Here is a 22531-nt window from a genome sequence, read left to right as displayed (position 1 = left end):
CTTCTATGTTATATATACCAGAGTTCTAAGCACTCTTTGCATTTACTTGAGAAAGCATGTTTCAGTTTATCCAACAGCAAACCGAATTGGTTGATGTTCTTCAAAAAATGGATCAATGTTCGATATATGGACTTGATACAGAATTTATTAAGGTTGACACACTCTGGCCTAAACTTGGGGTATGCCAAGTCAATGTAAATGGTAATGTCTATCTGTTGGATGGTGTTTCATTAGATCTAAGTCAGTTTTGGAAAAAAATATTTCTCGCACAGCAGAACATTTTTCATGCATGTGGGGAAGACATCGATTTAATCTATCATTACGCCGATCAAGAAGATTTGCTTAATGTGTTTGATACTCAAGTGGGCCTTTCTTTCTTAGGACATGGACTACAAGTGAGTTACCAAGGCGCTTTAAAGCTTTGTCTCGATATTGACATTGAAAAAGATCAAACAAGATCCGATTGGTTGGCAAGGCCTTTATCGCCTCAGCAACTCTGTTATGCAGCCAATGATGTTCTATATATAATGAAGTTAGCTCATCATATTCAAGAACAACTTAAGCAGAAAGGGCTTTATGACTATGTTCTTGAAGATTGTAGTAGTTTAACTAAAGAAATTATTAGTGAAACGCCTAAAGAGTTACTCTATACCGATGTTGGTAATTATCGTCATTCGCGTCGTCAATTGATGCAATTGCAAAATTTAAGTGAATGGCGTGATTACATTGTTAAAGCGACGAATCAGCCACGTAGTTTTATTCTTAGAAACTCAACCATGATTGATATGGTTGAAAAGAATCCACGTAATAGTTTTCAACTCTCGCAAGTTAAAGATATTCGCCCAAATGTAGTTCGTGAATATGGAAAAACGATTCTAGAATTACTGAAAGATTTACCTAATGAAAGTGAATGGCCAACAAGAATTGCCAAACCTTTTAAAGTAACATCTAAAGAAACTTTAAATAAAATGGATATGGTACTTGCCCATGCAATAAGTGAAACTTCTATTCCTAAAGAAGTATTACTTAGAAAAAAATGGCTAAATGCAATTCATCAACATGTTCTTTCTCAAGGGGATGAACAAGATTTACCTGATTATCTTTTGGGTTGGCGTTATGAGTTGTTAACTCAACCATTAATTCATTTATTTCAAGAAGAAAAAGAAAGTCTATCAATTTAAAATGGGTTGATAGTTAAAATTTAAAAGGCTCATCTTCGTGATGGGCTTTTTTAATTAAAGATAGTGAATGGCTTGAAGTTTAAATTGAGTAGTTTTTATTTAAAATAATAGATATTTAACGTCAATAGTTAATAAAATAAATAATTATATTAGTTATATTAAATAATCAACTTATTTTAAAAGCTAGTAAAGTGATGAATTGAATGGGTTTTAATTTGTAAAAGTGATAATGAATTAAATTAACCGATTCAATGAGAAAAATTCAATTGATTAAACATACAGGTCTGTATATTCTTGGAGACAAGAAAAACAATTTCAATATGAATAATATATAACTATAAGTTTGTTTCAGTGCAGAAATAAGAAAGCCGACCCAATTGGGTCGGCTTTTTATTTTTTAATGATATAGCTCAGTTAAAATGTCAGTAGGTTATTAGATTTTAAAAATTAACTATTAATATTCTATGGATTTTTTGTGAATGAACCAGCAAGTTCAGCTACAAGTTCTTCAGCTTTTTGAAAAGCATTTTCTAATGACTTTATATGTCGTTCATCTCCAAACTCTTGATATTCTGAGGCAATTTTATAAATTTTCTCTACACCTAAATATTTACTGAGTGTACACAGGTGAGGTGCAAGATGATTCATGTCGTGACGAATTCCATCTTTCTCAAAACCAAACTCTCCACTAGACGTGATAATGATTAAAATTTTTCCAGATAAAAGAGGTTGTAAAGGGAAGTCTCCTCGAGCAAGGTCAAAATCAAATGTCTTATTAATTCGAATAATTTGGTCAAACCATGCTTTGAGTTGAGCAGGCATACCGTAATTGTACATAGGGGAAGAAATTAGAATGATATCTGAACTCGAAAGCTCCGCTATTAACTGATCGGATATTGATAAGACATCGCATTGAGTTTGTGTTCTTTTATTTTCAGGTGTGAATACGGCATCAATCCAGTCCTGAGTAATAAATGGAGGCGGATTCATTCCTACATCCCGATAAATATACTCATCCATAGGCCTTTTATTTTTCCACAAACTGACCAATCGGCTGGCAATATTTTTTGAAATAGAATTATGATTTGGATTGGGGTTAATTGCAGCTCGTATGCTGGCATCTATATGTAACATTTTGCTCATCATAAATTCCATAAGGGTTAGGAGTTAATTTATTTTGAGTTTTAAATGAGAAGTAGACAAACGAGAAAATTACAGCTATAGATGATTTTAAATCACCTATAACTGTGATTCAGGAGAAAGCATGCAAGTCTCATTGCAAGCACTTAGGGCATTTGAATCAGCTGCTCGACTAGGCAGTTTTAAATTGGCTGCTGAAGAGCTTTCGCTAACACCGACTGCAATTTCACATCATATTGCCAATCTTGAAAGCAGGTTAAATGTTGATTTATTTCATCGACAGGTAAGAAAAATAACGCTTACAACCACAGGTAATAGGCTAGCAGTAGCGATTTCTGAAGGATTTCGTAAAATTGAAGATGCGCTAGATGAAATAACAGTAAATGGAAATGCACTCAGAGTAGCTACTACATCTTCATTGGCAGCAATGTTATTAATTCCCTCAATAAATGAATTTTATCAACTACATCCTGATATTTCAGTTGAATTTTCTACAGGGGAAGCGTTAGAAAGTCACTTATATACATTACCTATTCGATATGGTGATGTATCTTTAATACCTTCTAACGATATTCTTAAATATGAGTCTTTTAATGTATTTGGTGCATCTAAACTTGATCTACTAGAACATTCTAATGAGCCAATAACGTTATTCACCACAGAATGGAAAAATAAAGCATTACCAAGTCCGCCACTAGAAACTTGGCTTGAGCTGAATGGATGGGACCGAACGCAAATAACAATTAAGAAGTTTGATCAGGAAATTTTTGGAATACATGAGGCATTAGCGGCCAATGGACTCGTGTTTTGTTCTTCTACACTTGCCCAGAGATTTATTAAAGCGAATCTTATACAACCTCTTAAGACTAAATCAGTTCAATCTGAGCTGTGCTATTACATCCCAAATAAGGAAGATTTTAAAAATAGAAATGCCAGAAAATTTATTGAATGGATAGAAAGATTATTTAAACAATAAGCTCATATTTCTGATTGGAATTAACTACACAACACCAAAACTATATAAGCTTTTTATGCTATAAAATGAGATAAATTAATAATTAGAGAGATAAATATGCTTAATAACTTTAGTGCTGAACAAGCGCGTCAAAATGCTAAAAATTTTAAAATCAATCAAGAGGCCATGCTGGAAAAAATTTTAACAGGCACTGAAACTGATTCTAAAGCAGGGAAGCGAAAAGCAACTTTCCTGTTTCCGATTGATGCTGTAAGTCCTGATCACCTCACACAAGTAGAAGAGGAACTTAAGGGTAGAGGCTTCAATGTATCGACCAATATCGAACACTCTGGTACTACTATAACGATAGAAATAAGCTTTTAAATATCGATTTTTTGTTAGACCGCTTTTTTAAAGGCGGTCTTTTATATCGTATTAAAAAGGGAAGATAAATTTATTTACATTTAAACTTATGTTAATCATGATTTTATTTGACAGGTTCTACCATCTTCTGTAGCTTTACTTTTTGAGTGGAATATGGATATGAACTTCCAAACAATACTTTTATCTTTCAAAAATCAATCTACTGGTACAGATGCATTTAAAGACTTAAAAAATGCTTGTGAACAGTCTCTTAAAGAATCTCAAAATACAAAAGAAAAAGCAGCAGTCTATTTGATCTATGGTTTTGCACGTAGCTACGTGATTTTATATGAAGATGAAGCAGTAACAACTGAATTTGCCAACGTTTCTAAGACTACGCTCATAGGCTACATGGAATGTCTAAATGAAGCTCTGTTAAGTCAAGATGATGGTGCTATTTTGAATGCCCTAAATCAAGTAACTGATAATTATATAAAGAGTTCTCGAGTCTTTTAAATATCATTAACTTGTTTTGGTAAAAATACTTCTTTAGCTTGGGCTAAAGAAGTATTCAAAGTTTGTATTAATGAGACTTTTTCTTACCGCCGCCATCTTGTTTATTGACGGTAGACCATGCGATTCGTTCAGCTTCTTCTTGAGAATGACCTCTGTCTACTTCACTCTCAACAATATGCTTAGCCTGACGTTTTTGCTTTGCTGTGTAAGCTGTTTTATCGCCACGAGGCATAAGTTCATCCTCCACATCTATTATTAAGATACTTATTATTGAAACATATTGAGAATTTAAACCAGTTAAGTAATGTCTGCTAATGTTTATTAAGTGGTTAGAAGTTTTACTTAAATGTGAACTTTAAAAGGTAATAGCTAATTTTAATATAATAAATTTCATAGTGTTAAAGGGTAAAACTATTAAAAACAGATCACAAAAAGTACTCGGTAACGAACGATTTCTTATTTTTTCTAAAATTTTTTTTATTTTATTAAAATGAACAATTGTATTTAATGTTTAAAATCAGCAGCTTGTTTATTTTATGTGTAAGCTGGCTTTTGTCTAGAACAAAGTTATTATCGACGTTAATCAATGTTGTGGGTTAATATTTCCCAAGAATTAAAAAAACGACTGATGCGTAAACAAACCTACGTGGGTGAGTCGTTTTTTTTCATGTATGCTGTCCTTAGTTCAAGAGTTGATTTGAAATGCACTGTGATATTTATAGATCGAGCAAAAAAGATGAAATGTACATTTATATTGCTCGTCCAAACTATCCTGACGATGCGGAACAAGCTGATCCGTTTGAAAATGTTCCTGAAGCTGTTTTACAAGCGTTTGGTCGTGCAACGTTTGTCATGCATTTAGAATTAGCTCCAACACGTAAATTGGCGCGTGCTAATGTTTTACATGTTTTAGACTCATTACAAACAAAAGGTTTCTTTATTCAGATGCCACCAGAAGGGTTAATTAACCCGAATGCGGTTGAACCAGAGGGCTTACGTGGTGCGTGAAAATCAAACAGGAATAATGAATCAATTATTCTCTTTTTTGGATTTTATTCCTGAAGATGCTATTGCTTTAACAGCTTATGGAATAGGCGCTATTATTGCTTTGTGGTGTTGGTGGCGATTAATGCGCCGTCTTCCTACAACTTTTGGTGCGATTAGCTGGCTTATTGTATTTGCTATTTTAGTCACACCAACAGTGTCTGAAGGTCCAAATGCATCGGTAGCACCTGCTATTTTTGGACTACTTTTTGGTGTTTTAACCAAAGATAGTCCTCTAATCTGGTCAAATTTATCTTTAATTCTGTTTGTAGTTGGTCTAGGTTTGGTTATTGGCTATTGTTGGTCAAAATATTCAACAAACAAAAGCATGCGTTCCATCTAACCATTGAAATAGAAAAATAAGGTCTTCACATGTCTGCTGATACCCAACATTTTACCGGTACAGATCAATATATCGCGACTGACAGTCTTAAGCTCGCTGTAAAAGCAGCCCGTGCTTTACAAAAGCCTTTACTGGTTAAAGGTGAACCTGGTACGGGTAAAACTTTACTTGCTGAACAAGTAGCAGAAAGTTTGGGCTTAAAACTCATTACTTGGCATATCAAATCGACAACCAAAGCACAGCAAGGGTTGTATGAATATGATGCTGTTTCTCGTTTACGAGACAGCCAGTTAGGTGATGACCGTGTTTACGATATTAAGAACTATATTAAACCCGGTAAATTGTGGGAAGCTTTCACCAGTGAAGAGCGTTGTGTCTTGTTAATTGATGAAATTGACAAAGCCGATATTGAGTTTCCAAATGACTTGTTGCATGAACTCGATAAAATGTCTTTTTATGTTTATGAAACAAGTGAAACCATTACGGCAACACAACGCCCAATTGTAATTATTACATCGAATAATGAAAAAGAGTTACCAGATGCTTTCTTGCGTCGTTGTTTCTTTCATTACATTGAGTTTCCAGATGAAGTGACCATGCGAGAGATTATCGATGTTCATTTCCCGAATATTTCTGCAACACTCGTCAACGAAGCTTTACAGGTTTTCTTTAAATTACGTGAAATTCCTAATTTGAAGAAACCACCATCAACATCTGAGTTAATTGATTGGTTAAGCTTGCTCATGGCAGATGATATGCCTGAAGATGTATTGCGTAATCGAGATACATCTAAAGCTATTCCACCGTTATATGGTGCTCTCATCAAAAACGAGCAGGATGTGCAACTCCTCGAACGTTTGGCTTTCATGTCTCGACGTTAAAGGAGGGAATAACCCATGTTTGTGCGGTTATTTTACACCCTACGTAAATACGGTGTTCCAGTTACAACTCGTGAGCTCATTGACTTAAACCGTGCAGTAAGTGAAGGTTTAGTTTTTGCCGATCAAGAAGAGTTCTATCAACTTGCTAAAACTATTTTAGTTAAAGATGAGCGCTTTTTTGACAAGTTCGACCGTGCCATAAAAGATTACTTTGACGGTATCGAAACCTTTGATCTGGATGAGTTGCTTAAGCAAGTTCATAAATTACCAAAAGACTGGTTTGATTTAGAACTTCTAGAAAAGCATTTAACTCCTGAACAAAGAGCAGAACTCCAAAAAGCTGGTTCCTTAGAAGAAATGATGAAAATGCTGGAAGAGCGGTTACGCGAACAGCATAAGAAACACCAAGGCGGCAACCGCATGGTGGGTACAGGTGGTACTTCACCTTTTGGGGCTTTTGGTGATCATCCTGAGGGAGTGCGGATTGGTGGGCCGGGTCGTAAACGTTCGGCTGTTAAAGTATGGGAACAGCGTAAATATCAAAATCTAGATGACGACCAAGTTCTTGGTACTCGTCAGATGCAAATTGCTTTGCGCCGTTTGCGTAAATTTGCACGTCAAGGTGCAGCTGAAGAGTTGGATGTTGACGGTACAATCCGTGAAACAGCCAAGCAAGGTATTCTTGATGTTCAAATGGTACCAGAGCGTCGAAATCGAATAAAAGTGCTTATGTTGTTCGATGTAGGCGGTTCTATGGACGCTCATATTGCCCAATGCGAGAAACTGTTTAGTGCTGCTAAAAGTGAGTTTAAGACACTCGAATACTTCTATTTCCATAACTGTCTCTATGACTATGTTTGGAAAGATAATCATCGCCGTACAGCTACCCGTATGAACACATGGGATCTCTTTCACACTTATGGACGCGACTATCGTGTAATTGTAGTGGGTGATGCCAGTATGGCACCGTATGAGCTGAAATCGGTGGGTGGCTCGGTTGAATATATGAATGATGAGACTGGTGAGGTTTGGTTACGCCGCTTACGTCAACATTTCGATAAAACAGCTTGGTTAAATCCTGAAACTGAAGGGTATTGGCATTACACTCAAACCATTGGCTGGATTAAAGAAATTTTTGAAAATCATATGTATCCAATGACGCTAAAGGGCATTGAAGATATGACTCGCTACCTTTCTCGATAAGCTTAATAACTTTAATAATTTAAAAAGAGAGATGACATGCAACATCAAATTAACGGTATTGCTTTGCCGAATGAACAAGGATTTTTTGGTGAATATGGAGGACAGTTCATTCCTCCACATTTAAAAGAGGCAATGGATGAGATTAATGTTGCTTATGAAGAGATTCGTCATACCCCTGAATTTAAAAATGAATTGGCAGATCTATTTACGAATTATGTAGGTCGTCCAAGTCCTTTATTTCATGCGAAGCGTCTTTCTGACCAGTTAGGCGGTGCACAAATTTATTTAAAGCGCGAAGACTTAAATCATACGGGCGCACATAAAATCAATCACTGTTTAGGTGAAGCTTTACTTGCCAAGTATATGGGCAAAAAGAAAGTAATAGCTGAAACGGGTGCTGGTCAGCATGGGGTTGCTTTGGCAACAGCTTGTGCCTTAGTAGGGATTCCATGTGAAATTCACATGGGGCAAGTAGATATTGAAAAAGAACATCCAAATGTGGTCAAAATGAAAATTTTGGGCGCTCATTTGGTCGCAGTAACACGTGGTACTGCAACATTAAAAGATGCTGTAGATAGTGCATTTGAAGAATATTTAAAAGACCCAAAAAACTTTATCTATGCTATTGGTTCTGTTGTGGGGCCACATCCATTCCCTAAAATGGTTCGTGATTTTCAATCGATTATTGGTACAGAAATTAAAGAACAAACACATCATCGTTTTGGAAAAAATCCGGATTATGTTGTGGCATGCGTTGGCGGCGGGTCAAATGCAATAGGCGCATTTACTGCATTCTTAAATGATTCAGATGTAAAGCTGGTAGGAGTTGAACCGGCTGGACATGGTTTAGACACCAATATGCATTCAGCAACACTAACTTTAGGTAAGCCAAGTCAAATTCATGGTATGGCGTGTTATGTCCTTGAAAATGAGGACGGTGAGCCTTTACCGGTGCATTCTATTGCTTCAGGACTTGATTACCCAGGTGTTGGCCCACAACACAGTTTTTTAAAAGATTTAGGTCGTGTTGAATATAGCACTGCAACTGACCAAGAGTGCTTAGATGCTTTTATGACACTTTCTCGTGTTGAAGGTATTGTTCCTGCGCTTGAAAGCTCACATGCTGTCGCATGGGCAATTCGTGAAGCTCCTAAATTAGCAAAACAAACCATGATTGTAGTGAATCTATCTGGGCGTGGAGATAAAGATTCTGATTATGTCGCTGAAAAACTTAAGCTTTAAAACCCATTAAACTATAAAAGCGGTCCATCATTTAAGGACCGCTTTTTATTTTGAATATCTAAATTAAAGTTTAATTAAAGTTCATCATTTTATAATTAAAACAAAGTATTCTGATTTTAACGTGTGATTGTTCGAGATAGGCATGTAAAACTCCGGTTCACAAGGCAAAGCGTTGCTTTGCTGTACCTCACTCAGTAGAATAGTCACTTTGCAAAATTTGCCTTTGGAGACGCCTAAGTGGAGCGACCGACGATTAGCCCTGAAAATTTACAGGAAGCGGCTGAAAATTTATCAACAATTCGAGATTTTATTCGTTTTGGGGTATCAGCATTACGTCAACATGATGCACATTTAGGACAAGGTACTGAAGATTATTTTGCAGAAAGCTCTGCATTAGTTTTACAAACCTTATCTCTTGAATGGTCAGCAGACGCAGAAATTCTAGATGCGAAGTTATTACCAAGCGAGAAAGCAGAGTTTTTAAGCTTATTGGAACGCCGTATCAATGACCGTATTCCAACATCTTATTTATTAAACCTTGCTTATTTCTTTAATAAACCATTCTATGTAGATGAGCGTGTATTGATTCCACGTTCACCAATTGCAGAATTAATTGAGCAACGTTTTGCACCATATTGTTTAGATGAAAATGGTCAAATGCGCGAAGCTCTCAATAATTTGCCAGAAAATGCAAAGCCTAAAACTCCGCACCGTATTTTAGATATGTGTACAGGTTCTGGATGTATTGCAGTCGCTTTGGCTTATGCTTATCCAGACGCTGAAATAGATGCAACAGACATCTCTAAAGAAGCTTTAGAAGTTGCTTCAATTAATACTGAACACCACAATAAGCAATATCAAGTTGCATTGCTTGAGTCGGATCTATTCGCCAAGATTCCAGCTGAAAATCAGTATGATTTGATTGTAAGTAATCCACCGTACGTTGATGCTGAAGATATGGCCGACTTACCAGAAGAATTTTTACATGAACCTGAACTTGCATTGGCAGCGGGCCAAGATGGTTTAGACTTAGTTCGTAAAATGCTTGCACAAGCGGCAGATTACTTAACTGAAGATGGCCTCATTGTCATTGAAGTAGGTAATTCTGAATGGTCAATGCGTCAGAACTTTAATACGATTGATTTCAACTGGCTCACTTTCCAAAAAGGTGGTTCAGGTATTTTTGCTTTGACTGCTGAACAATGTCGCCGTTATAGAAAACTATTTGAAGAGCAAATATAAGGAGTTGGGCATATGGCAGGGAATAGTATTGGACAACTCTTTCGTGTAACTACTTGTGGTGAGTCTCATGGCGTTGGCTTAATGGCAATTGTTGATGGTGTGCCACCAGGCCTTGCGTTAACCGAAGAAGATCTACAAAAAGATCTAGACCGTCGTAAGCCAGGTACATCAAAATTTGCGACTCAACGCAAAGAGCCTGATCAAGTTGAAATTATTTCAGGTGTATTTGAGGGTAAAACCACTGGTACACCAATCGGTTTATTGATTCGTAATACTGACCAAAAATCGAAAGATTATGGCAATATTGCCCAAACTTTTAGACCTGGCCATGCCGACTATACATATACGCAAAAATACGGTTTCCGTGACTATCGTGGCGGTGGCCGTTCAAGTGCTCGTGAAACTGCTATGCGTGTTGCAGCGGGTGCAATTGCTAAAAAATATTTAGCAGAAAAATTTGGCGTTTTGATTCGTGGTCATGTGACACAAATTGGTAATGAAGTTGCCGAAAAACTGGATTGGAATGAAGTTGCAAATAATCCATTTTTCTGTGGTGATGTAGACGCTGTTTCGCGTTTTGAAGCCTTAGTGACTTCTTTACGTGAACAAGGAACAAGCTGTGGTGCAAAGCTAGAAATTTTAGCTGAAAAAGTTCCTGTGGGTTGGGGCGAACCTGTTTTTGACCGTTTAGATGCTGACATTGCTCATGCGATGATGAGTATTAATGCGGTTAAAGGTGTTGAAATTGGTGATGGCTTTGCAGTTGCTGGACAGTTTGGTCATGAAACACGTGATGAAATGACTAGTAATGGCTTTTTAGCGAATCATGCAGGTGGTATTTTGGGCGGTATTTCAAGTGGTCAGACCATTCGAGTCGCTATTGCACTAAAACCAACGGCAAGCATTACGACACTAGGTAAAACGATTAATTTAAATCGTGAAGATACAGATGTGTTAACTAAAGGCCGTCATGATCCTTGCGTAGGTGTTCGAGCAACTCCAATTGCTGAAGCAATGTTAGCAATTGTTTTGATGGATCACTTCTTACGCCATCGCGCACAAAATGCAGATGTTATTCCACCATTTGCTCCAATCGAACCATAGTCATAATTTTTGACTAAAGTAAATAAAACCCCATATTTAAATTAAATATGGGGTTTTAAATTTTTATTCCATTAAGTTTGATTAAATTTTAAATTATTTTCTTGTCTTATAATATTTATATAAATATAATATTCTGCGAATTATTTTTGAGTATATTCATCTGTAGAACTTGGCAATTAAATATTGTTAATTTTTACTGCACCCGATATCTATATTTATCACTGAAAGTTAATTTACTCAAATTGCTTTTATATAAGTTTATTACATATTTAAATTTTTATTACTTTAAACAAAGAATTTTCAAAGTCATCATTGAAATTGGGGAAATATCAATGAATCAGTGTACATATAGAATTGGCTGTATGTCAAAGGATAGGCTATTGCCTAAAAATTTAGAGGCAATGATAAAAGTTATTCATGACTTATCTTTGTCATCTCATCTTGTGGGGAATTGGATATATAGTGAAGACAATCCTGATATACATATTATTGATTTAGATAGTGGTTATACCAATATTCTTATTCCAAAAAAAATTAAGATCGTATTGAGTAATAATCCTGAGCTTTTAAAGGGCTATCAGTATGGTTTGAAGAGACCAATAAGATATCAGGAACTTCTCAATATTTTACAAGATATTGAGAAGAATGAATATTTTAAAACTAGTCATCAAGAACGTATAATAAATAACGAGAATATAGTGCCTAAAGATAATTTAGAGACAAAAATTCTTTACAAGCTTGTCTGTTATCCAAACTTTAAAAACATTCATGCTGAGCAGATTGTTAATGTCACTAGAGTTTGTGCCTTATTATCTATTGAGTCAAAAACAGCCCAAGAAATTAAGAGATTTTTGAATTTATCTATTGATGAAATACAAAAAATTATAGAAATAATAAAAAAAGAAGCCTATCCAAATTATGAAACAATACACGAGAATATTGTTTCGATTTTACCATTTTCAACTGAAGTTATTTCCACTGTACCGCAAAGGATAGAACAAAATTCACTATTTTATTTTTTAATTAAATTTTGGAAGAAGTTGAAAGGTGAGCTCTAATGAAATGGAATTTTTTCTATATTAGATTATCTGAATCTAATAATTTTCATTATCTAAAAACAGGATGTTGATGTATTGAAAGTCGCTAAATTTATTAAGTTTATATAAGTCATTTTTAACAGATGGTTTAAACTTAAATAAAAGAGGTTTTGGTACGTACTGGTTCTAAATTACATTTTAGCTTTACCACGGATGGAAAAGCTAATTGTTTATTTCGAGTCATTTTAATTGGGAAAGAAGCTATAAAAGAAGTTAAGAGAGATAATAATTAGTCAAAAGTCATTTTGAATAGAAGTCTGACTTTTTTAAGTTAAATCTACAATTTGTTCTTCGTTTACAGCAATCTTATATTGATTACGACCATTAGTTTTTGCTTTATACAAAGCATGATCAGCGCGAGCTACAAAAGCAGAAATTGAATCGTTTAGACGAGGAATTGTGGTTGCCACTCCAACACTAATGGTGACATGTGGTGAAACATCACTACATGGGTGTTTAATTGCAATTTTATCAATAGCATTCATTAAACGTTCAACTTGGATCAAGGCTTGCTGAGCATTTGTCATTGGGAATAAGAGTAAAAATTCTTCGCCGCCATAACGGGCAACTAAATCACCACTGCGTGCAGCAATAGAAGAAATAGCAATTGCGATTTCTTTTAAGCATTCATCTCCCTTTAGATGTCCTAAAGTGTCGTTGTATGCTTTAAAATAGTCGATATCGACCATCATGATCGTCAGGGGCATTTCATGTCGTAAAGCACGGCGCCATTCATTATCAAGTGTTTCATCTAGATAGCGTCGATTGGCTAAACCTGTGAGTGCGTCTTGTTGTGAAAGTAAAGATAATTGCTGTGCTTGCTGCATCAGTTCAATACGATTCAGCTCAATCATGCAGTTTTGTAAATAGTTTTCTCTATGTTGACGGTCAGTTGCATAGGCAAGGGTCATTCCTAAAAAACTACTGAAGGTGTAAGTCCGGTTCAAGAAGGTCCAGTCGATCACCCCATTTAAGTAATTACTTGCCAAAATTCCAACAACCCCGCCCATCCATCCAGCAAATATGGCGGTATAAAAGCGCATACCTACCGCACCATAGATAATCACAATCGCATACATCATCGCTGCATGAAAAAGAACATTATCTTGGCCATTTTCAATGACGTTAATTAAAATAAAGGTAATTGCCACAGCTAAAGCTGAACCGACTCCTACATAATAATCAAAATACTGATTTAATTTTTTAATAAATGATAAAATCCAGGCGATAAGAATGATTATACCTACCCAAGAATAATAGCTAAACCAGGGTAAAACTTGCTCAGTTGGTAAAACTTGATATATACCAAAGCTTAAAAATATATATAATATTAAAATAATAGGCGCTCTATAGCGGAACTCATAGGCAGCACCATTTTGGTATTGAAAACGATAAATCGTTTCAAGCTGCTTTGGAAACCATACGAAATTTAATCCTCGTGTGGTTAATAAATCTATTTGTTCCTGTCCCAATATATTGGAACCCTGCAACTTCATAATTAATGCTCACTATATTGGAAGTTGTCATAAAATGAGACTTATTTTAGTAAAGTTCCATCTAAAAATATTGATTATATAATGTGTGATTTATTCAAAATAATAATACAGTTTTTTTAAAAAAGTAATGATTTTTATCTGAGTTAAATGTGATAAAAATCACGACATTTCAACGATTAGCGTAACAATTATCTAAAGATTCACAATCCATCGAAAAAAGTTACAAATGGTCGATTAACGATTGTATCTTTATCATTTTCGGATAGACTTATACCGTGAAATACAGATGATTGCTGTCATATAAATAGGAAAATTAGCAATGACTGCTCTAAATCAATATGGAATGCATTTAGAAATTACACCGCATAATGGATGGTCACAGCAGTTCTGGGATGACCTGCTACCAGCGAAAGAACGGGTAAGTAAACATCCGTTTTTTTCGGAAATGGCCAATGGGGGATTGAGCCTAGATAGTTTCCGTTATGCTTTACTTAATTTCTATCCATTAGTAGCGCATTTCCCGTCATATATGGCAGGGGCGTTAGGCAAAGCAACGGGGTTTTCTGAACCTGGCGTTACAGAAGCACGAGATTGGTTAATCCAGAATATTAAGGTAGAAGAGCGACACTTAAAATGGTATCGCGACTGGGCTGGAGGTTTTGGCTTAACTGTTGATGAGCTTGATCATGTACGACCGCCAGCTGCGATGAATGCGGTGAACCATTTCTTATGGAATATGAGTCATCGTGGTAATTTAGCAGAGTGCCTTGCTGCAACAAATCTGGCAATTGAGTGGGCAACTGGGGATTGGTCGATTCAGGTCTATAAGGGTATTCATACCTATACTGATCATCCTGAAGTAACGATTGATAAACGTTCTTTAGCTTGGTTGCGTGCGCATGCTCACTATGATGATCTTCATCCTTATGAAGCCATGGAGCTGATTAAGCGTTTATGTAATGATCGTCCCGACTGGCAGAAAAAAGCTTTTCATGCTGCGGAAGAAGGGCTGCGGTATTATGAATTAGCCTTAGATGATTGCTATAAGGTACAGCTTCAAGCCTCTGCTTGATCTTATCTTAAAAAAGGGAGGATATCGTATGGATATTCTCCCTTTTAATTTATTCGAGTAGTTTTAACAGTTTTGTTCGATAAGGCGTATCTTCAGGCAATAATTCTAGCAAACGTTCAACTGCGTCTACACGGTCAGGAACACGGCTTACGACTCGTAATAATTGATCAACATCTTCAATCTGATAGATCACATGACTTAAGCGAGCATCAAAACAGTCTCTCCATGCACACAAAAATGGACTTTCCGATTTAGCTAAAAAACTTCCTCTATAAAGCGTTAATGTTGTCGATGTGAAGCCTAAATTTAATGCTTGTTCTGCCATTAAAAAATCACATTGAATTTCACAGTTAAGTCGGTAAGGACGAGACTCGATCACATCGGGAATTAAGTTTCTGAGTTGAGAAAGTTCTGCTTTTAAAGTGGTCGTACTTACAGGCCGATCACCATATAAAGCATAGTGTAATTCTTCAAGATTAATACCTTCAGGGCACAGTGTCAGAATGCACAGAATCTCAATTTGACGTTGAGTTAAAGTAAGGCTGCGTTGGTTATATTGAACTTTTGGAGTTCCCAATGCCTTAATGTATAAAATATTTTTTTGGTGAAGCTGAATTGCTTGTTTAACAATGTCCGCACATCTCTCAACGGCTAAAAGACCTAACGAGTTATGCTTTTGATATTTAGTCGATAAATTCATAATCCCATAAAACTGGCCTGTGTTTGCATCGGTGATAGGGGCTGCGTAACAGACCCAATCTCTTACACTATTCATTTGGTTTTCGTGTGAGTAAACGCAGTTAGCTGAATGAGTATTTAATGCTAAACCAATTGCATTTTGCCCCACAGCTTGAGTAGACCACTGGCCGCCTTCAACAAAATGAACTTGCTCTGCCGAAGAGCGCATTGGATGACTGCTCCATGTCCAAAGTAGAGTGCCATGTGGGTCGGTCACACCAATTGCCATATCGGCATCTTCGGCAATGTGCATTAAGTTTCGGTGACATTCATGAATAGAACGTCCGAATAATGAATGTTCCCATTCTTCGGTTAGGTCAAATATAGGTGCTGCTTCAAGGTCAAGTGATGGCTTTTTTCCTAAATATTGAGAATGAGATGATTTTTCTGGCCGAAATAAAGACGGCGTAATATCTATTAAAGGCGATGATAATTGTTCTGACATATCCATATCGAAATTCCTTTATCATTGAAATGGCGTATCCGTAGCCGCTCAACCGTTATAACTTTTTTATTGTGACTATTTCCTCGTTATCTCCTTACCTTAAATACTTTTATAAGTCTTGACCATTAGCCTATTGGATAAGTTTTGTTAATTACATGATCTTTAAGATAAGACATCTTTTCGACTAAAAGGTTTTGGTACTTCTTCTCCAAAATATTGTCGGTCAGCAAAGTAGCTAGAACGGACCATCGGTGCACTCCAGATATTTTTAAAACCTAACCGTTTACCATGTCGCGTATATCTTTCAAATTCTTGTAAATTTACAAATCGATGAATGGGTGCATGTGACTTTGAAGGCTGCAAGTACTGTCCAATGGTAATAAGGTCTACCTGATAATCTTTTAAGTCATTTAGTAGGGCAAGCACTTCTGCTTCAATTTCTCCTAATCCAACCATTAAACCAGATTTAGTTTTGATATCGGGACAATATGCTTTAAAGCGTTTTAGTAGTTCCAATGAGTGCTGATAGTCTGAGCCTGGACGCATTGCTTTATATAAACGCGGAACAGTTTCAATATTGTGATTAAAGACATCGGGAGGCGATAGGCTCAAGGTTGAAAGAGCTGTCTCTAAACGACCGCGAAAATCGGGTACCAAAATTTCAATCAAAGTTTCTGGGCAGCGTTTTCTGATCTCTTCAATGCATTTTACAAAATGAGCAGCACCACCATCATGTAGATCATCACGGTCTACAGAGGTAATCACTACATATTTTAAGTTTAAGTTTGCTACTGTTTCTGCCAAATGTTTAGGTTCATCTTCATCTAGGGGTTTTGGGCGACCATGAGCGACATCACAGAATGGACAACGTCTGGTGCAGATATCACCCATAATCATAAACGTTGCTGTACCTCCACCAAAGCATTCCGGTAAATTTGGGCATGCCGCTTCTTCGCAAACGCTATGTAATTTTTGCTGGCGTAAAAGGTTTTTTATACGTTTAATTTCTTCAAAATCTGTAATTTTTGCTCTAATCCACTCAGGTTTAGTTGGCAACTCTTCTGTTGGTAAAACCTTAATTGGAATACGGGCGACTTTATCAGCTCCCCGTAATTTAATACCAGTTTCCACTTGTCTTTTAAAATCCATATTAATAATTCCATTTTATTTAAAACTTACTTAAACTCCTGCCTATTTAATTTAAAGACTAATTTAAATTTCCTTAATAAGTCACAATTAATTATAAACACAGGGTGTGGCGACTATTATAAAATAACAAAGGTTGGTTAAAGGTTTGTTTTGCAAGCTAATGAAAATTATAAAATTTTTTTAAATTTATTTTGGGTTGTTAAGTTTTTGAAATTAATAATTTAATTGGAAGTATTTTAAATAAAAACTTTTTAGTCTAATAGATCAATTATTGAATTTAAGTTTAAGTATTTATAGCGAATTAGCATTTTCGCTTGAAACTTGGTTGATTTTTAAAATCAAGATAATAAAGGAAAAGGATATGCAATTAACGGAAGAGCAATTACTCGCAGCATATAAAAGCATGCGTGATATTCGTGAATTTGAAGATCGACTTCACGAAGAAAATACCAATGGTGATATTCCCGGCTTTATTCACTTATATAGTGGTGAAGAGGCTGTAGCAGTCGGTATTTGTGAGAATTTAACAGATAAAGACTACATCACTTCAACCCATCGTGGCCATGGACACTGTATTGCAAAAGGCTGTGACATTCACGGCATGATGCTGGAAATTTTCGGTAAAGATGATGGGCTGTGCCGAGGAAAAGGCGGTTCTATGCATATTGCCGATTTAGACAAAGGCATGCTTGGCGCCAACGGGATTGTGGGTGGCGGGCCTCCTTTGGCAATTGGCGCTGCGCTAACAGCAAAAACCTTAAAGACAGGCGGTGTCGGGCTTTCTTTTACAGGTGATGGTGGTTCAAATCAGGGCCTTACCTTTGAAGCGATGAACATGGCTGTCGTACTTAAACTTCCTGTGATTTTTGTCTTTGAGAATAACGGGTTTGGTGAGGGTACAGGCCATGACTACGCGGTAGGAAGTAAAGACATTGCTGGGCGTGCGGCAGGTTTTGGTTTGCCAGCAGTTAAAGTCGATGGTACCGATTTCTTTGCTGTATATGAAGCGGCTCAAACTGCCATTGAACGTGCACGCCGTGGTGAAGGGCCAAGTGTTATTGAAACGATTACTAACCGTTTTTATGGACATTTTGAAGGTGACCCAGGGCTCATTCGCTCAAAAGAGGAAGTCGACTTTGTTAAAGAAAATAAAGACCCTTTGAAAATTTTCCGAGAAAAAGTTAAAGGCAAAATTGATGAAGCTAAATTAGACGAGATTGATGCAGTGTCTAAGGCAAACGTTGATGATGCAGTTGCTAAAGCTCGTGCTGCGGCATATCCAAAACCAGAACAACTCCTTACCGACGTCTATGTCTCTTACTAAAGGAATAGTAAAGATGCCAAATAAAAGTTTTCGTAATGCGATTAAAGAAGCCATTGAATCAGAAATGCGCCGTGACCCAACTGTGTTCGTGTTGGGGGAAGATGTACGCGGTGGACATGGCGGTAAAAATACCGAAGATAACCAGCTTGAAGGTTTCGGTGGTGTGCTGGGTGTAACTAAAGGTTTGTGGACAGAATTTGGTTCGGAGCGTGTTATTGATACGCCAATTACTGAATCTGCAATTATTGGTATGGCGGCTGGGGCTGCTGCGACAGGTTTGAGACCAGTTGCCGATCTAATGTTTATGGATTTTTATGGCGTGTGTCATGACATGCTTTATAACCAAGCCGCTAAATTCCGTTACATGTTTGGTGGAAAAGCAAAAGCGCCAATGGTGGTGCGAGGTATGATTGGTGCAGGTTTTTCTGCAGCAGCTCAGCACTCTCAGTCACCCTATAACGTATTTGCTGCGGTTCCGGGCTTAAAAGTTGTGGTTCCATCAAGTCCATATGATGTGAAAGGACTTTTAATTCAAGCAATTCGAGATGACGACCCTGTCGTGTTCTGTGAGCACAAAATGCTCTATGACATTAAAGGTGACGTTCCTGATGAAGCCTATACCATTCCTTTTGGGGTAGCAAATTATACCCGTGAAGGTACAGACGTGACCATTATTGCTTTAGGTTTGATGGTACACCGCGCTAATGAAGTAGCAGATAAACTAGCAAAAGATGGTATTTCGGTTGAAGTTGTAGACCCTCGAACAATTTCTCCTCTTGATGAAGAAGGAATTTTAGAGTCTGTGGCATCAACTGGGCGTGTTGTGATTGTGGATGAGTCAGCGGCACGCTGTGGTTTTGGTCATGATGTTGCTGCATTGGTTGCACAGAAAGGTTTCCATTATTTGAAAGCACCTATTGAACTCGTAACGCCACCACATACGCCTGTTCCATTCTCACCAGTTTTAGAAAAAGAATGGATTCCAAGTGTAGAGCGTATTGAGCAAGCTGTGCGAAAAACATTGGAGGCTTAGGATGAGCGAAATTAAAACGCTGGAGATCCCGAAATGGGGATTATCCATGGAAGAAGGCACGATTGCCCAATGGTTGATTAAAGAAGGTGATAGCTTTAATAAAGGCGATGAAATTTGTGAAATTGAAACCACGAAAATCGTCAATGTATTAGAAGCACCTTTTGCGGGAACACTGCGTAAAATCTTAGCAAAAGACGGTGATACTTTACCTGTAGGCGGTCTTATTGCTGTGTGTGCTGAAAGCCAAGTTTCTGATGCAGAAATTGAGAAGTTTATTGCATCATTAGGTGGTTCAGCAGCTAAAGCACCTGAAACATCTTCAGAACAAAGTAAAGCGGAAACATCTGCACCTGCTGTTGAAAAAGCGGAACAACCAAAGACTGTCGCAACAAGTACTTCAGCTCCTGTAAAAGCAGCTAAAGGTGACTATGCTGTACCAGAGTCATTACAAGGCTATCAAGCATCTAATGAGCTTTTTGCAACTCCGCATGCCTTTAAACTTGCTGAAAAGCATAATGTTAATTTGGCAAAAGTGACGGGTTCGGGTCGTGAAGGGCGTATTAGCGTTCAAGACATCCAAAAGGCTGTGCAAGCTGCTGGAGGCCAGTGGCCTGATGTTAAGCAGCAACATCAAGCTAAAGTAGTTAAATCTACTGCCGATGATAGCCGTGTTTTAGCAACACCTGTTGCACGCCGTTTGGCAAAACAATGGGGCATTAACCTCAATGACTGCCGTGTTTCAGGTAGCCGAGGCCGCGTTTGCAAAGAAGATGTTGAAGCGGTTTACAACCGTGATAACCCAACGGCGGGAAGTGAGCAGTCTACTCAGTGTGCTGTTGCTCAACCACAATCGACAATCATCACAGTCGCGATGAATGGTATGCGTAAAGCGATTGCCTCACGCTTGCAAGCGGCAAAACGTAATGCGCCACATTTCCGTCTTGTAGTCGATCTAAACGTGGAAGCACTTCAAAATTTACGTAAGCAGATTAATGAAAGTGTTCCACATGTGAAACTTTCTATTAATGACATGCTCATTAAAGCCGCAGCAGCGGCACTCATTAAAGTACCTGAAGTGAATGTTCAGTTTGATGAAGTCACACAGTCGATTCTGCAATTTTCACAAGCAGATATTTCGGTGGCTGTGGCGATTCCAAACGGTTTAATTACACCAATTGTGAAAGCCGCCAACCAGAAGTCTTTAGCACAGATTTCCGATGACATGCGTGATTTGGCAACGCGTGCCAAGACTGGCAAGTTACAACCTGATGAATTTCAGGGAGGCAGCTTTAGCATTTCCAATTTAGGAATGCTAGGCGTTAAACAGTTCGATGCCATCATTAATCCACCGCAAGGCGCAATTATGGCATTGGGTGCTTCAGAACCACGTGCTGTCGTTGAAAATGGAAATGTAGTGGTTCGTGAAATTGTCACAGCGACATTGTCATGTGATCACCGAGTCATTGATGGTGCAGTTGGGGCGAAATTCTTGGCCAGCTTTAAGCAGTTTGTTGAAAACCCTGCTTTAATTTTGGTGTAGGAGAACCCGCATGTCAGAAACTCAATTCGATTTGATTGTGATTGGTGCGGGACCGGGTGGATATGTGGCTGCAATTCGTGCAGCCCAGCTCGGGCTAAAAACCGCAATTGTAGAAGAGCAACATTTGGGCGGAATATGCCTGAATTGGGGGTGTATTCCAACCAAAGCTCTATTGGCTGGCGCAGAGTTGGCAACTCAATTTAAAAATGCAGCACAGTTTGGTTTTCAGGTATCTCAACTCGATTTTGATATTCAAAAGCTTGTGCAACATAGCAGACAAGTGTCAGCTCAATTAGTACAAGGTATAGATTACTTGCTGAAAAAGAATCAAGTGACTGTGTTTAATGGTCGTGCTCAACTTACAGCTAAAGAAAAACTTGAAGTGACCGATGCTCAAGGTAAAAGTCAGGCTTTGAGCGCCCCACATATTATTTTGGCAACCGGTGCTAAAGCCCGACATATTCCTCAGCTTCTTGTTGATGGAACGTATGTCTGGAGTTATAAAGAAGCACTTATTCCAGAAGAACTGCCAAAAAGCTTACTCGTCGTTGGTTCGGGTGCAATTGGTAGTGAGTTTGCCAGCCTCTATCAAGACTTGGGGTGTCAGGTCACGCTTATTGATTTAGCTAAGCAGATTCTACCGACCGAAGATGCAGAAGTTGCTCAATTTGTTAGAAAACAATTTGAACAAAAAGGAATGAAGGTCCTAACGGATGCTGTTGTTCAAAGTATTCAAATTGAAAATGGGCAAGTTCACTGTGTAATTGAAACGGCAAATGATGTTCAAACAGTCGTTTTTGACCGTGTGCTTTCGGCAATTGGTGTACAGCCTAATACTGCGGGACTAGGATTGGAACGTTTAGGTGTAGAACTGAACCCGCAAGGTTTTGTGGCAATTGATGATTATTGTAAAACCAATGTTGTAGGCCTCTACGCAATTGGTGATGTAGCAGGTGCGCCGTGTCTTGCCCACAAAGCAAGCCATGAAGCAATGATATGTGTTGAAAAAATTGCTGGCGTAGCAAACGTGCATTCACTCGACCGTAGCCAAATTCCGGGTTGCATTTTTACTCATCCACAAGTGGCTAGCATTGGTCTGACTGAAAGTGCAGCAAAAGCGCAGAACCTACCTGTCCGAATCGGCAAGTTTTCTTTAACTGCGAATGGCAAAGCTTTGGCAATTGGAGATGCGTCAGGTTTCGTTAAAACTGTCATACATGCAGAAACGGGCGAGCTACTTGGTGCACACATGGTGGGCCATGAAGTGACCGAGCATATTCAAGGTTTCGCAATTGCTAAATATCTAGAAGCAACTGATGAAAGTCTAGCTCAAGTGATTTTCCCACATCCAACTTTATCAGAAGCCATGCATGAATCCATTTTGGCTTCAATGCAACGAGCGATTCATATGTAGAAATTCTGC

At 37.7% G+C, this 22531-nt stretch carries 22 protein-coding genes; 17 read left to right on the top strand and 5 right to left on the bottom strand.

What is annotated here, in order from left to right:
* Positions 1 to 56 precede the first annotated feature (56 nt).
* Complete coding sequence (locus HL290_RS05715; RefSeq protein ID WP_004642712.1) at positions 57 to 1181, top strand: ribonuclease D; 1125 nt, start codon at positions 57 to 59, stop codon at positions 1179 to 1181.
* 462 nt (positions 1182 to 1643) lie between these two features.
* On the opposite strand, the gene HL290_RS05710 is transcribed toward HL290_RS05715, so the two are convergent.
* Entirely contained in the window at positions 1644 to 2327 is a 684-nt protein-coding gene (locus HL290_RS05710; RefSeq protein ID WP_198495881.1) for an FMN-dependent NADH-azoreductase, read from the bottom strand.
* Positions 2328 to 2445: 118 nt separating this feature from the next.
* On the opposite strand from HL290_RS05710, the gene HL290_RS05705 reads away from it, so the two are divergent.
* The 3 genes from HL290_RS05705 to HL290_RS05695 all read left to right on the top strand — a co-directional run bounded on the left by HL290_RS05705 (position 2446) and on the right by HL290_RS05695 (position 4155).
* The gene (locus HL290_RS05705) at positions 2446 to 3297 is read left to right on the top strand and encodes a LysR family transcriptional regulator (protein WP_198495880.1); all 852 of its coding nucleotides are present in this window, start codon (positions 2446 to 2448) and stop codon (positions 3295 to 3297) included.
* 96 nt (positions 3298 to 3393) lie between these two features.
* Complete coding sequence (locus HL290_RS05700; RefSeq protein ID WP_045432582.1) at positions 3394 to 3660, top strand: hypothetical protein; 267 nt, start codon at positions 3394 to 3396, stop codon at positions 3658 to 3660.
* Positions 3661 to 3819: 159 nt separating this feature from the next.
* Complete coding sequence (locus tag HL290_RS05695) at positions 3820 to 4155, top strand: hypothetical protein (RefSeq protein ID WP_127491681.1); 336 nt, start codon at positions 3820 to 3822, stop codon at positions 4153 to 4155.
* Between the two features lie 67 nt (positions 4156 to 4222).
* Here the strand turns inward: HL290_RS05695 and HL290_RS05690 are convergent, their stop codons facing one another.
* Entirely contained in the window at positions 4223 to 4387 is a 165-nt protein-coding gene (locus HL290_RS05690) for a hypothetical protein (protein ID WP_002113596.1), read from the bottom strand.
* A 470-nt stretch (positions 4388 to 4857) separates the two neighbouring features.
* Here HL290_RS05690 and HL290_RS05685 point away from each other — a divergent pair, with 470 nt between their 5' ends.
* The 8 genes from HL290_RS05685 to HL290_RS05650 all read left to right on the top strand — a co-directional run bounded on the left by HL290_RS05685 (position 4858) and on the right by HL290_RS05650 (position 12272).
* Positions 4858 to 5163: a YcgL domain-containing protein gene (locus HL290_RS05685; protein WP_003651616.1), complete on the top strand. Its 306-nt coding sequence runs from the start codon at positions 4858 to 4860 to the stop codon at positions 5161 to 5163.
* Positions 5156 to 5542: a hypothetical protein gene (locus tag HL290_RS05680; RefSeq protein ID WP_003651617.1), complete on the top strand. Its 387-nt coding sequence runs from the start codon at positions 5156 to 5158 to the stop codon at positions 5540 to 5542. Before HL290_RS05685 ends, HL290_RS05680 begins: the two co-directional genes overlap by 8 nt.
* Positions 5543 to 5571: 29 nt before the next feature.
* Positions 5572 to 6423, top strand: a complete 852-nt coding sequence (locus tag HL290_RS05675) for an AAA family ATPase (protein WP_004642719.1) — start codon at positions 5572 to 5574, stop codon at positions 6421 to 6423.
* Between the two features lie 15 nt (positions 6424 to 6438).
* Positions 6439 to 7626, top strand: coding sequence for a vWA domain-containing protein (locus tag HL290_RS05670; RefSeq protein WP_198495879.1), 1188 nt, complete (start codon positions 6439 to 6441; stop codon positions 7624 to 7626).
* Between the two features lie 36 nt (positions 7627 to 7662).
* Complete coding sequence (gene trpB / locus HL290_RS05665; protein WP_198495878.1) at positions 7663 to 8868, top strand: tryptophan synthase subunit beta; 1206 nt, start codon at positions 7663 to 7665, stop codon at positions 8866 to 8868.
* A 237-nt stretch (positions 8869 to 9105) separates the two neighbouring features.
* Positions 9106 to 10110 (top strand): 50S ribosomal protein L3 N(5)-glutamine methyltransferase, encoded by a 1005-nt coding sequence (gene prmB / locus HL290_RS05660; RefSeq protein ID WP_003651622.1) that lies wholly within the window; start codon positions 9106 to 9108, stop codon positions 10108 to 10110.
* Between the two features lie 12 nt (positions 10111 to 10122).
* The gene (gene aroC, locus HL290_RS05655; protein ID WP_003651625.1) at positions 10123 to 11214 is read left to right on the top strand and encodes a chorismate synthase; all 1092 of its coding nucleotides are present in this window, start codon (positions 10123 to 10125) and stop codon (positions 11212 to 11214) included.
* A gap of 332 nt (positions 11215 to 11546) precedes the next feature.
* The gene (locus HL290_RS05650; protein ID WP_198495877.1) at positions 11547 to 12272 is read left to right on the top strand and encodes a hypothetical protein; all 726 of its coding nucleotides are present in this window, start codon (positions 11547 to 11549) and stop codon (positions 12270 to 12272) included.
* 305 nt (positions 12273 to 12577) lie between these two features.
* Here HL290_RS05650 and HL290_RS05645 read toward each other — a convergent pair whose 3' ends face one another.
* Positions 12578 to 13807: a GGDEF domain-containing protein gene (locus HL290_RS05645; protein WP_045432559.1), complete on the bottom strand. Its 1230-nt coding sequence runs from the start codon at positions 13805 to 13807 to the stop codon at positions 12578 to 12580.
* 319 nt (positions 13808 to 14126) lie between these two features.
* Here HL290_RS05645 and HL290_RS05640 point away from each other — a divergent pair, with 319 nt between their 5' ends.
* Positions 14127 to 14879 (top strand): TenA family transcriptional regulator, encoded by a 753-nt coding sequence (locus tag HL290_RS05640; protein ID WP_198495876.1) that lies wholly within the window; start codon positions 14127 to 14129, stop codon positions 14877 to 14879.
* A 49-nt stretch (positions 14880 to 14928) separates the two neighbouring features.
* Here HL290_RS05640 and HL290_RS05635 read toward each other — a convergent pair whose 3' ends face one another.
* Together HL290_RS05635 and lipA are read right to left on the bottom strand one after the other, a co-directional pair.
* Positions 14929 to 16068, bottom strand: coding sequence for a transcriptional regulator (locus HL290_RS05635; RefSeq protein ID WP_198495875.1), 1140 nt, complete (start codon positions 16066 to 16068; stop codon positions 14929 to 14931).
* A gap of 156 nt (positions 16069 to 16224) precedes the next feature.
* Positions 16225 to 17211, bottom strand: a complete 987-nt coding sequence (gene lipA / locus HL290_RS05630) for a lipoyl synthase (protein ID WP_045432554.1) — start codon at positions 17209 to 17211, stop codon at positions 16225 to 16227.
* Between the two features lie 361 nt (positions 17212 to 17572).
* Here lipA and HL290_RS05625 point away from each other — a divergent pair, with 361 nt between their 5' ends.
* From HL290_RS05625 to lpdA, 4 genes are read left to right on the top strand one after another with little or no spacing between them, the layout of a single operon-like run.
* A complete protein-coding gene (locus tag HL290_RS05625) occupies positions 17573 to 18535 on the top strand; it encodes a thiamine pyrophosphate-dependent dehydrogenase E1 component subunit alpha (protein WP_004642729.1) in 963 nt (320 codons plus the stop codon).
* A 13-nt stretch (positions 18536 to 18548) separates the two neighbouring features.
* A complete protein-coding gene (locus tag HL290_RS05620; RefSeq protein WP_045125398.1) occupies positions 18549 to 19568 on the top strand; it encodes an alpha-ketoacid dehydrogenase subunit beta in 1020 nt (339 codons plus the stop codon).
* 1 nt (position 19569) lies between these two features.
* Entirely contained in the window at positions 19570 to 21108 is a 1539-nt protein-coding gene (locus tag HL290_RS05615; protein WP_198495874.1) for a 2-oxo acid dehydrogenase subunit E2, read from the top strand.
* Positions 21109 to 21118: 10 nt separating this feature from the next.
* Positions 21119 to 22522, top strand: coding sequence for a dihydrolipoyl dehydrogenase (lpdA, locus tag HL290_RS05610; RefSeq protein ID WP_198495873.1), 1404 nt, complete (start codon positions 21119 to 21121; stop codon positions 22520 to 22522).
* Positions 22523 to 22531: the final 9 nt, after the last annotated feature.

This window comes from Acinetobacter sp. AC1-2 (assembly GCF_016124155.1).
Taxonomy (GTDB): Bacteria; Pseudomonadota; Gammaproteobacteria; order Pseudomonadales; family Moraxellaceae; genus Acinetobacter; species Acinetobacter calcoaceticus.
This window is presented reverse-complemented; position numbering and strand designations above follow the sequence as displayed.

What these genes read in the sequence shown, in the direction of transcription:
- HL290_RS05715 (WP_004642712.1), top strand. Translation starts at nt 57, where the DNA reads ATGTTTCAGTTTATCCAACAGCAAACCGAATTGGTTGATGTTCTTCAA.
- HL290_RS05710 (WP_198495881.1), bottom strand. Translation starts at nt 2,327, where the DNA reads ATGATGAGCAAAATGTTACATATAGATGCCAGCATACGAGCTGCAATT.
- HL290_RS05705 (WP_198495880.1), top strand. Translation starts at nt 2,446, where the DNA reads ATGCAAGTCTCATTGCAAGCACTTAGGGCATTTGAATCAGCTGCTCGA.
- HL290_RS05700 (WP_045432582.1), top strand. Translation starts at nt 3,394, where the DNA reads ATGCTTAATAACTTTAGTGCTGAACAAGCGCGTCAAAATGCTAAAAAT.
- HL290_RS05695 (WP_127491681.1), top strand. Translation starts at nt 3,820, where the DNA reads ATGAACTTCCAAACAATACTTTTATCTTTCAAAAATCAATCTACTGGT.
- HL290_RS05690 (WP_002113596.1), bottom strand. Translation starts at nt 4,387, where the DNA reads ATGCCTCGTGGCGATAAAACAGCTTACACAGCAAAGCAAAAACGTCAG.
- HL290_RS05685 (WP_003651616.1), top strand. Translation starts at nt 4,858, where the DNA reads ATGCACTGTGATATTTATAGATCGAGCAAAAAAGATGAAATGTACATT.
- HL290_RS05675 (WP_004642719.1), top strand. Translation starts at nt 5,572, where the DNA reads ATGTCTGCTGATACCCAACATTTTACCGGTACAGATCAATATATCGCG.
- HL290_RS05670 (WP_198495879.1), top strand. Translation starts at nt 6,439, where the DNA reads ATGTTTGTGCGGTTATTTTACACCCTACGTAAATACGGTGTTCCAGTT.
- trpB (WP_198495878.1), top strand. Translation starts at nt 7,663, where the DNA reads ATGCAACATCAAATTAACGGTATTGCTTTGCCGAATGAACAAGGATTT.
- aroC (WP_003651625.1), top strand. Translation starts at nt 10,123, where the DNA reads ATGGCAGGGAATAGTATTGGACAACTCTTTCGTGTAACTACTTGTGGT.
- HL290_RS05650 (WP_198495877.1), top strand. Translation starts at nt 11,547, where the DNA reads ATGAATCAGTGTACATATAGAATTGGCTGTATGTCAAAGGATAGGCTA.
- HL290_RS05645 (WP_045432559.1), bottom strand. Translation starts at nt 13,807, where the DNA reads ATGAAGTTGCAGGGTTCCAATATATTGGGACAGGAACAAATAGATTTA.
- HL290_RS05640 (WP_198495876.1), top strand. Translation starts at nt 14,127, where the DNA reads ATGACTGCTCTAAATCAATATGGAATGCATTTAGAAATTACACCGCAT.
- HL290_RS05635 (WP_198495875.1), bottom strand. Translation starts at nt 16,068, where the DNA reads ATGGATATGTCAGAACAATTATCATCGCCTTTAATAGATATTACGCCG.
- lipA (WP_045432554.1), bottom strand. Translation starts at nt 17,211, where the DNA reads ATGGATTTTAAAAGACAAGTGGAAACTGGTATTAAATTACGGGGAGCT.
- HL290_RS05625 (WP_004642729.1), top strand. Translation starts at nt 17,573, where the DNA reads ATGCAATTAACGGAAGAGCAATTACTCGCAGCATATAAAAGCATGCGT.
- HL290_RS05620 (WP_045125398.1), top strand. Translation starts at nt 18,549, where the DNA reads ATGCCAAATAAAAGTTTTCGTAATGCGATTAAAGAAGCCATTGAATCA.
- HL290_RS05615 (WP_198495874.1), top strand. Translation starts at nt 19,570, where the DNA reads ATGAGCGAAATTAAAACGCTGGAGATCCCGAAATGGGGATTATCCATG.
- lpdA (WP_198495873.1), top strand. Translation starts at nt 21,119, where the DNA reads ATGTCAGAAACTCAATTCGATTTGATTGTGATTGGTGCGGGACCGGGT.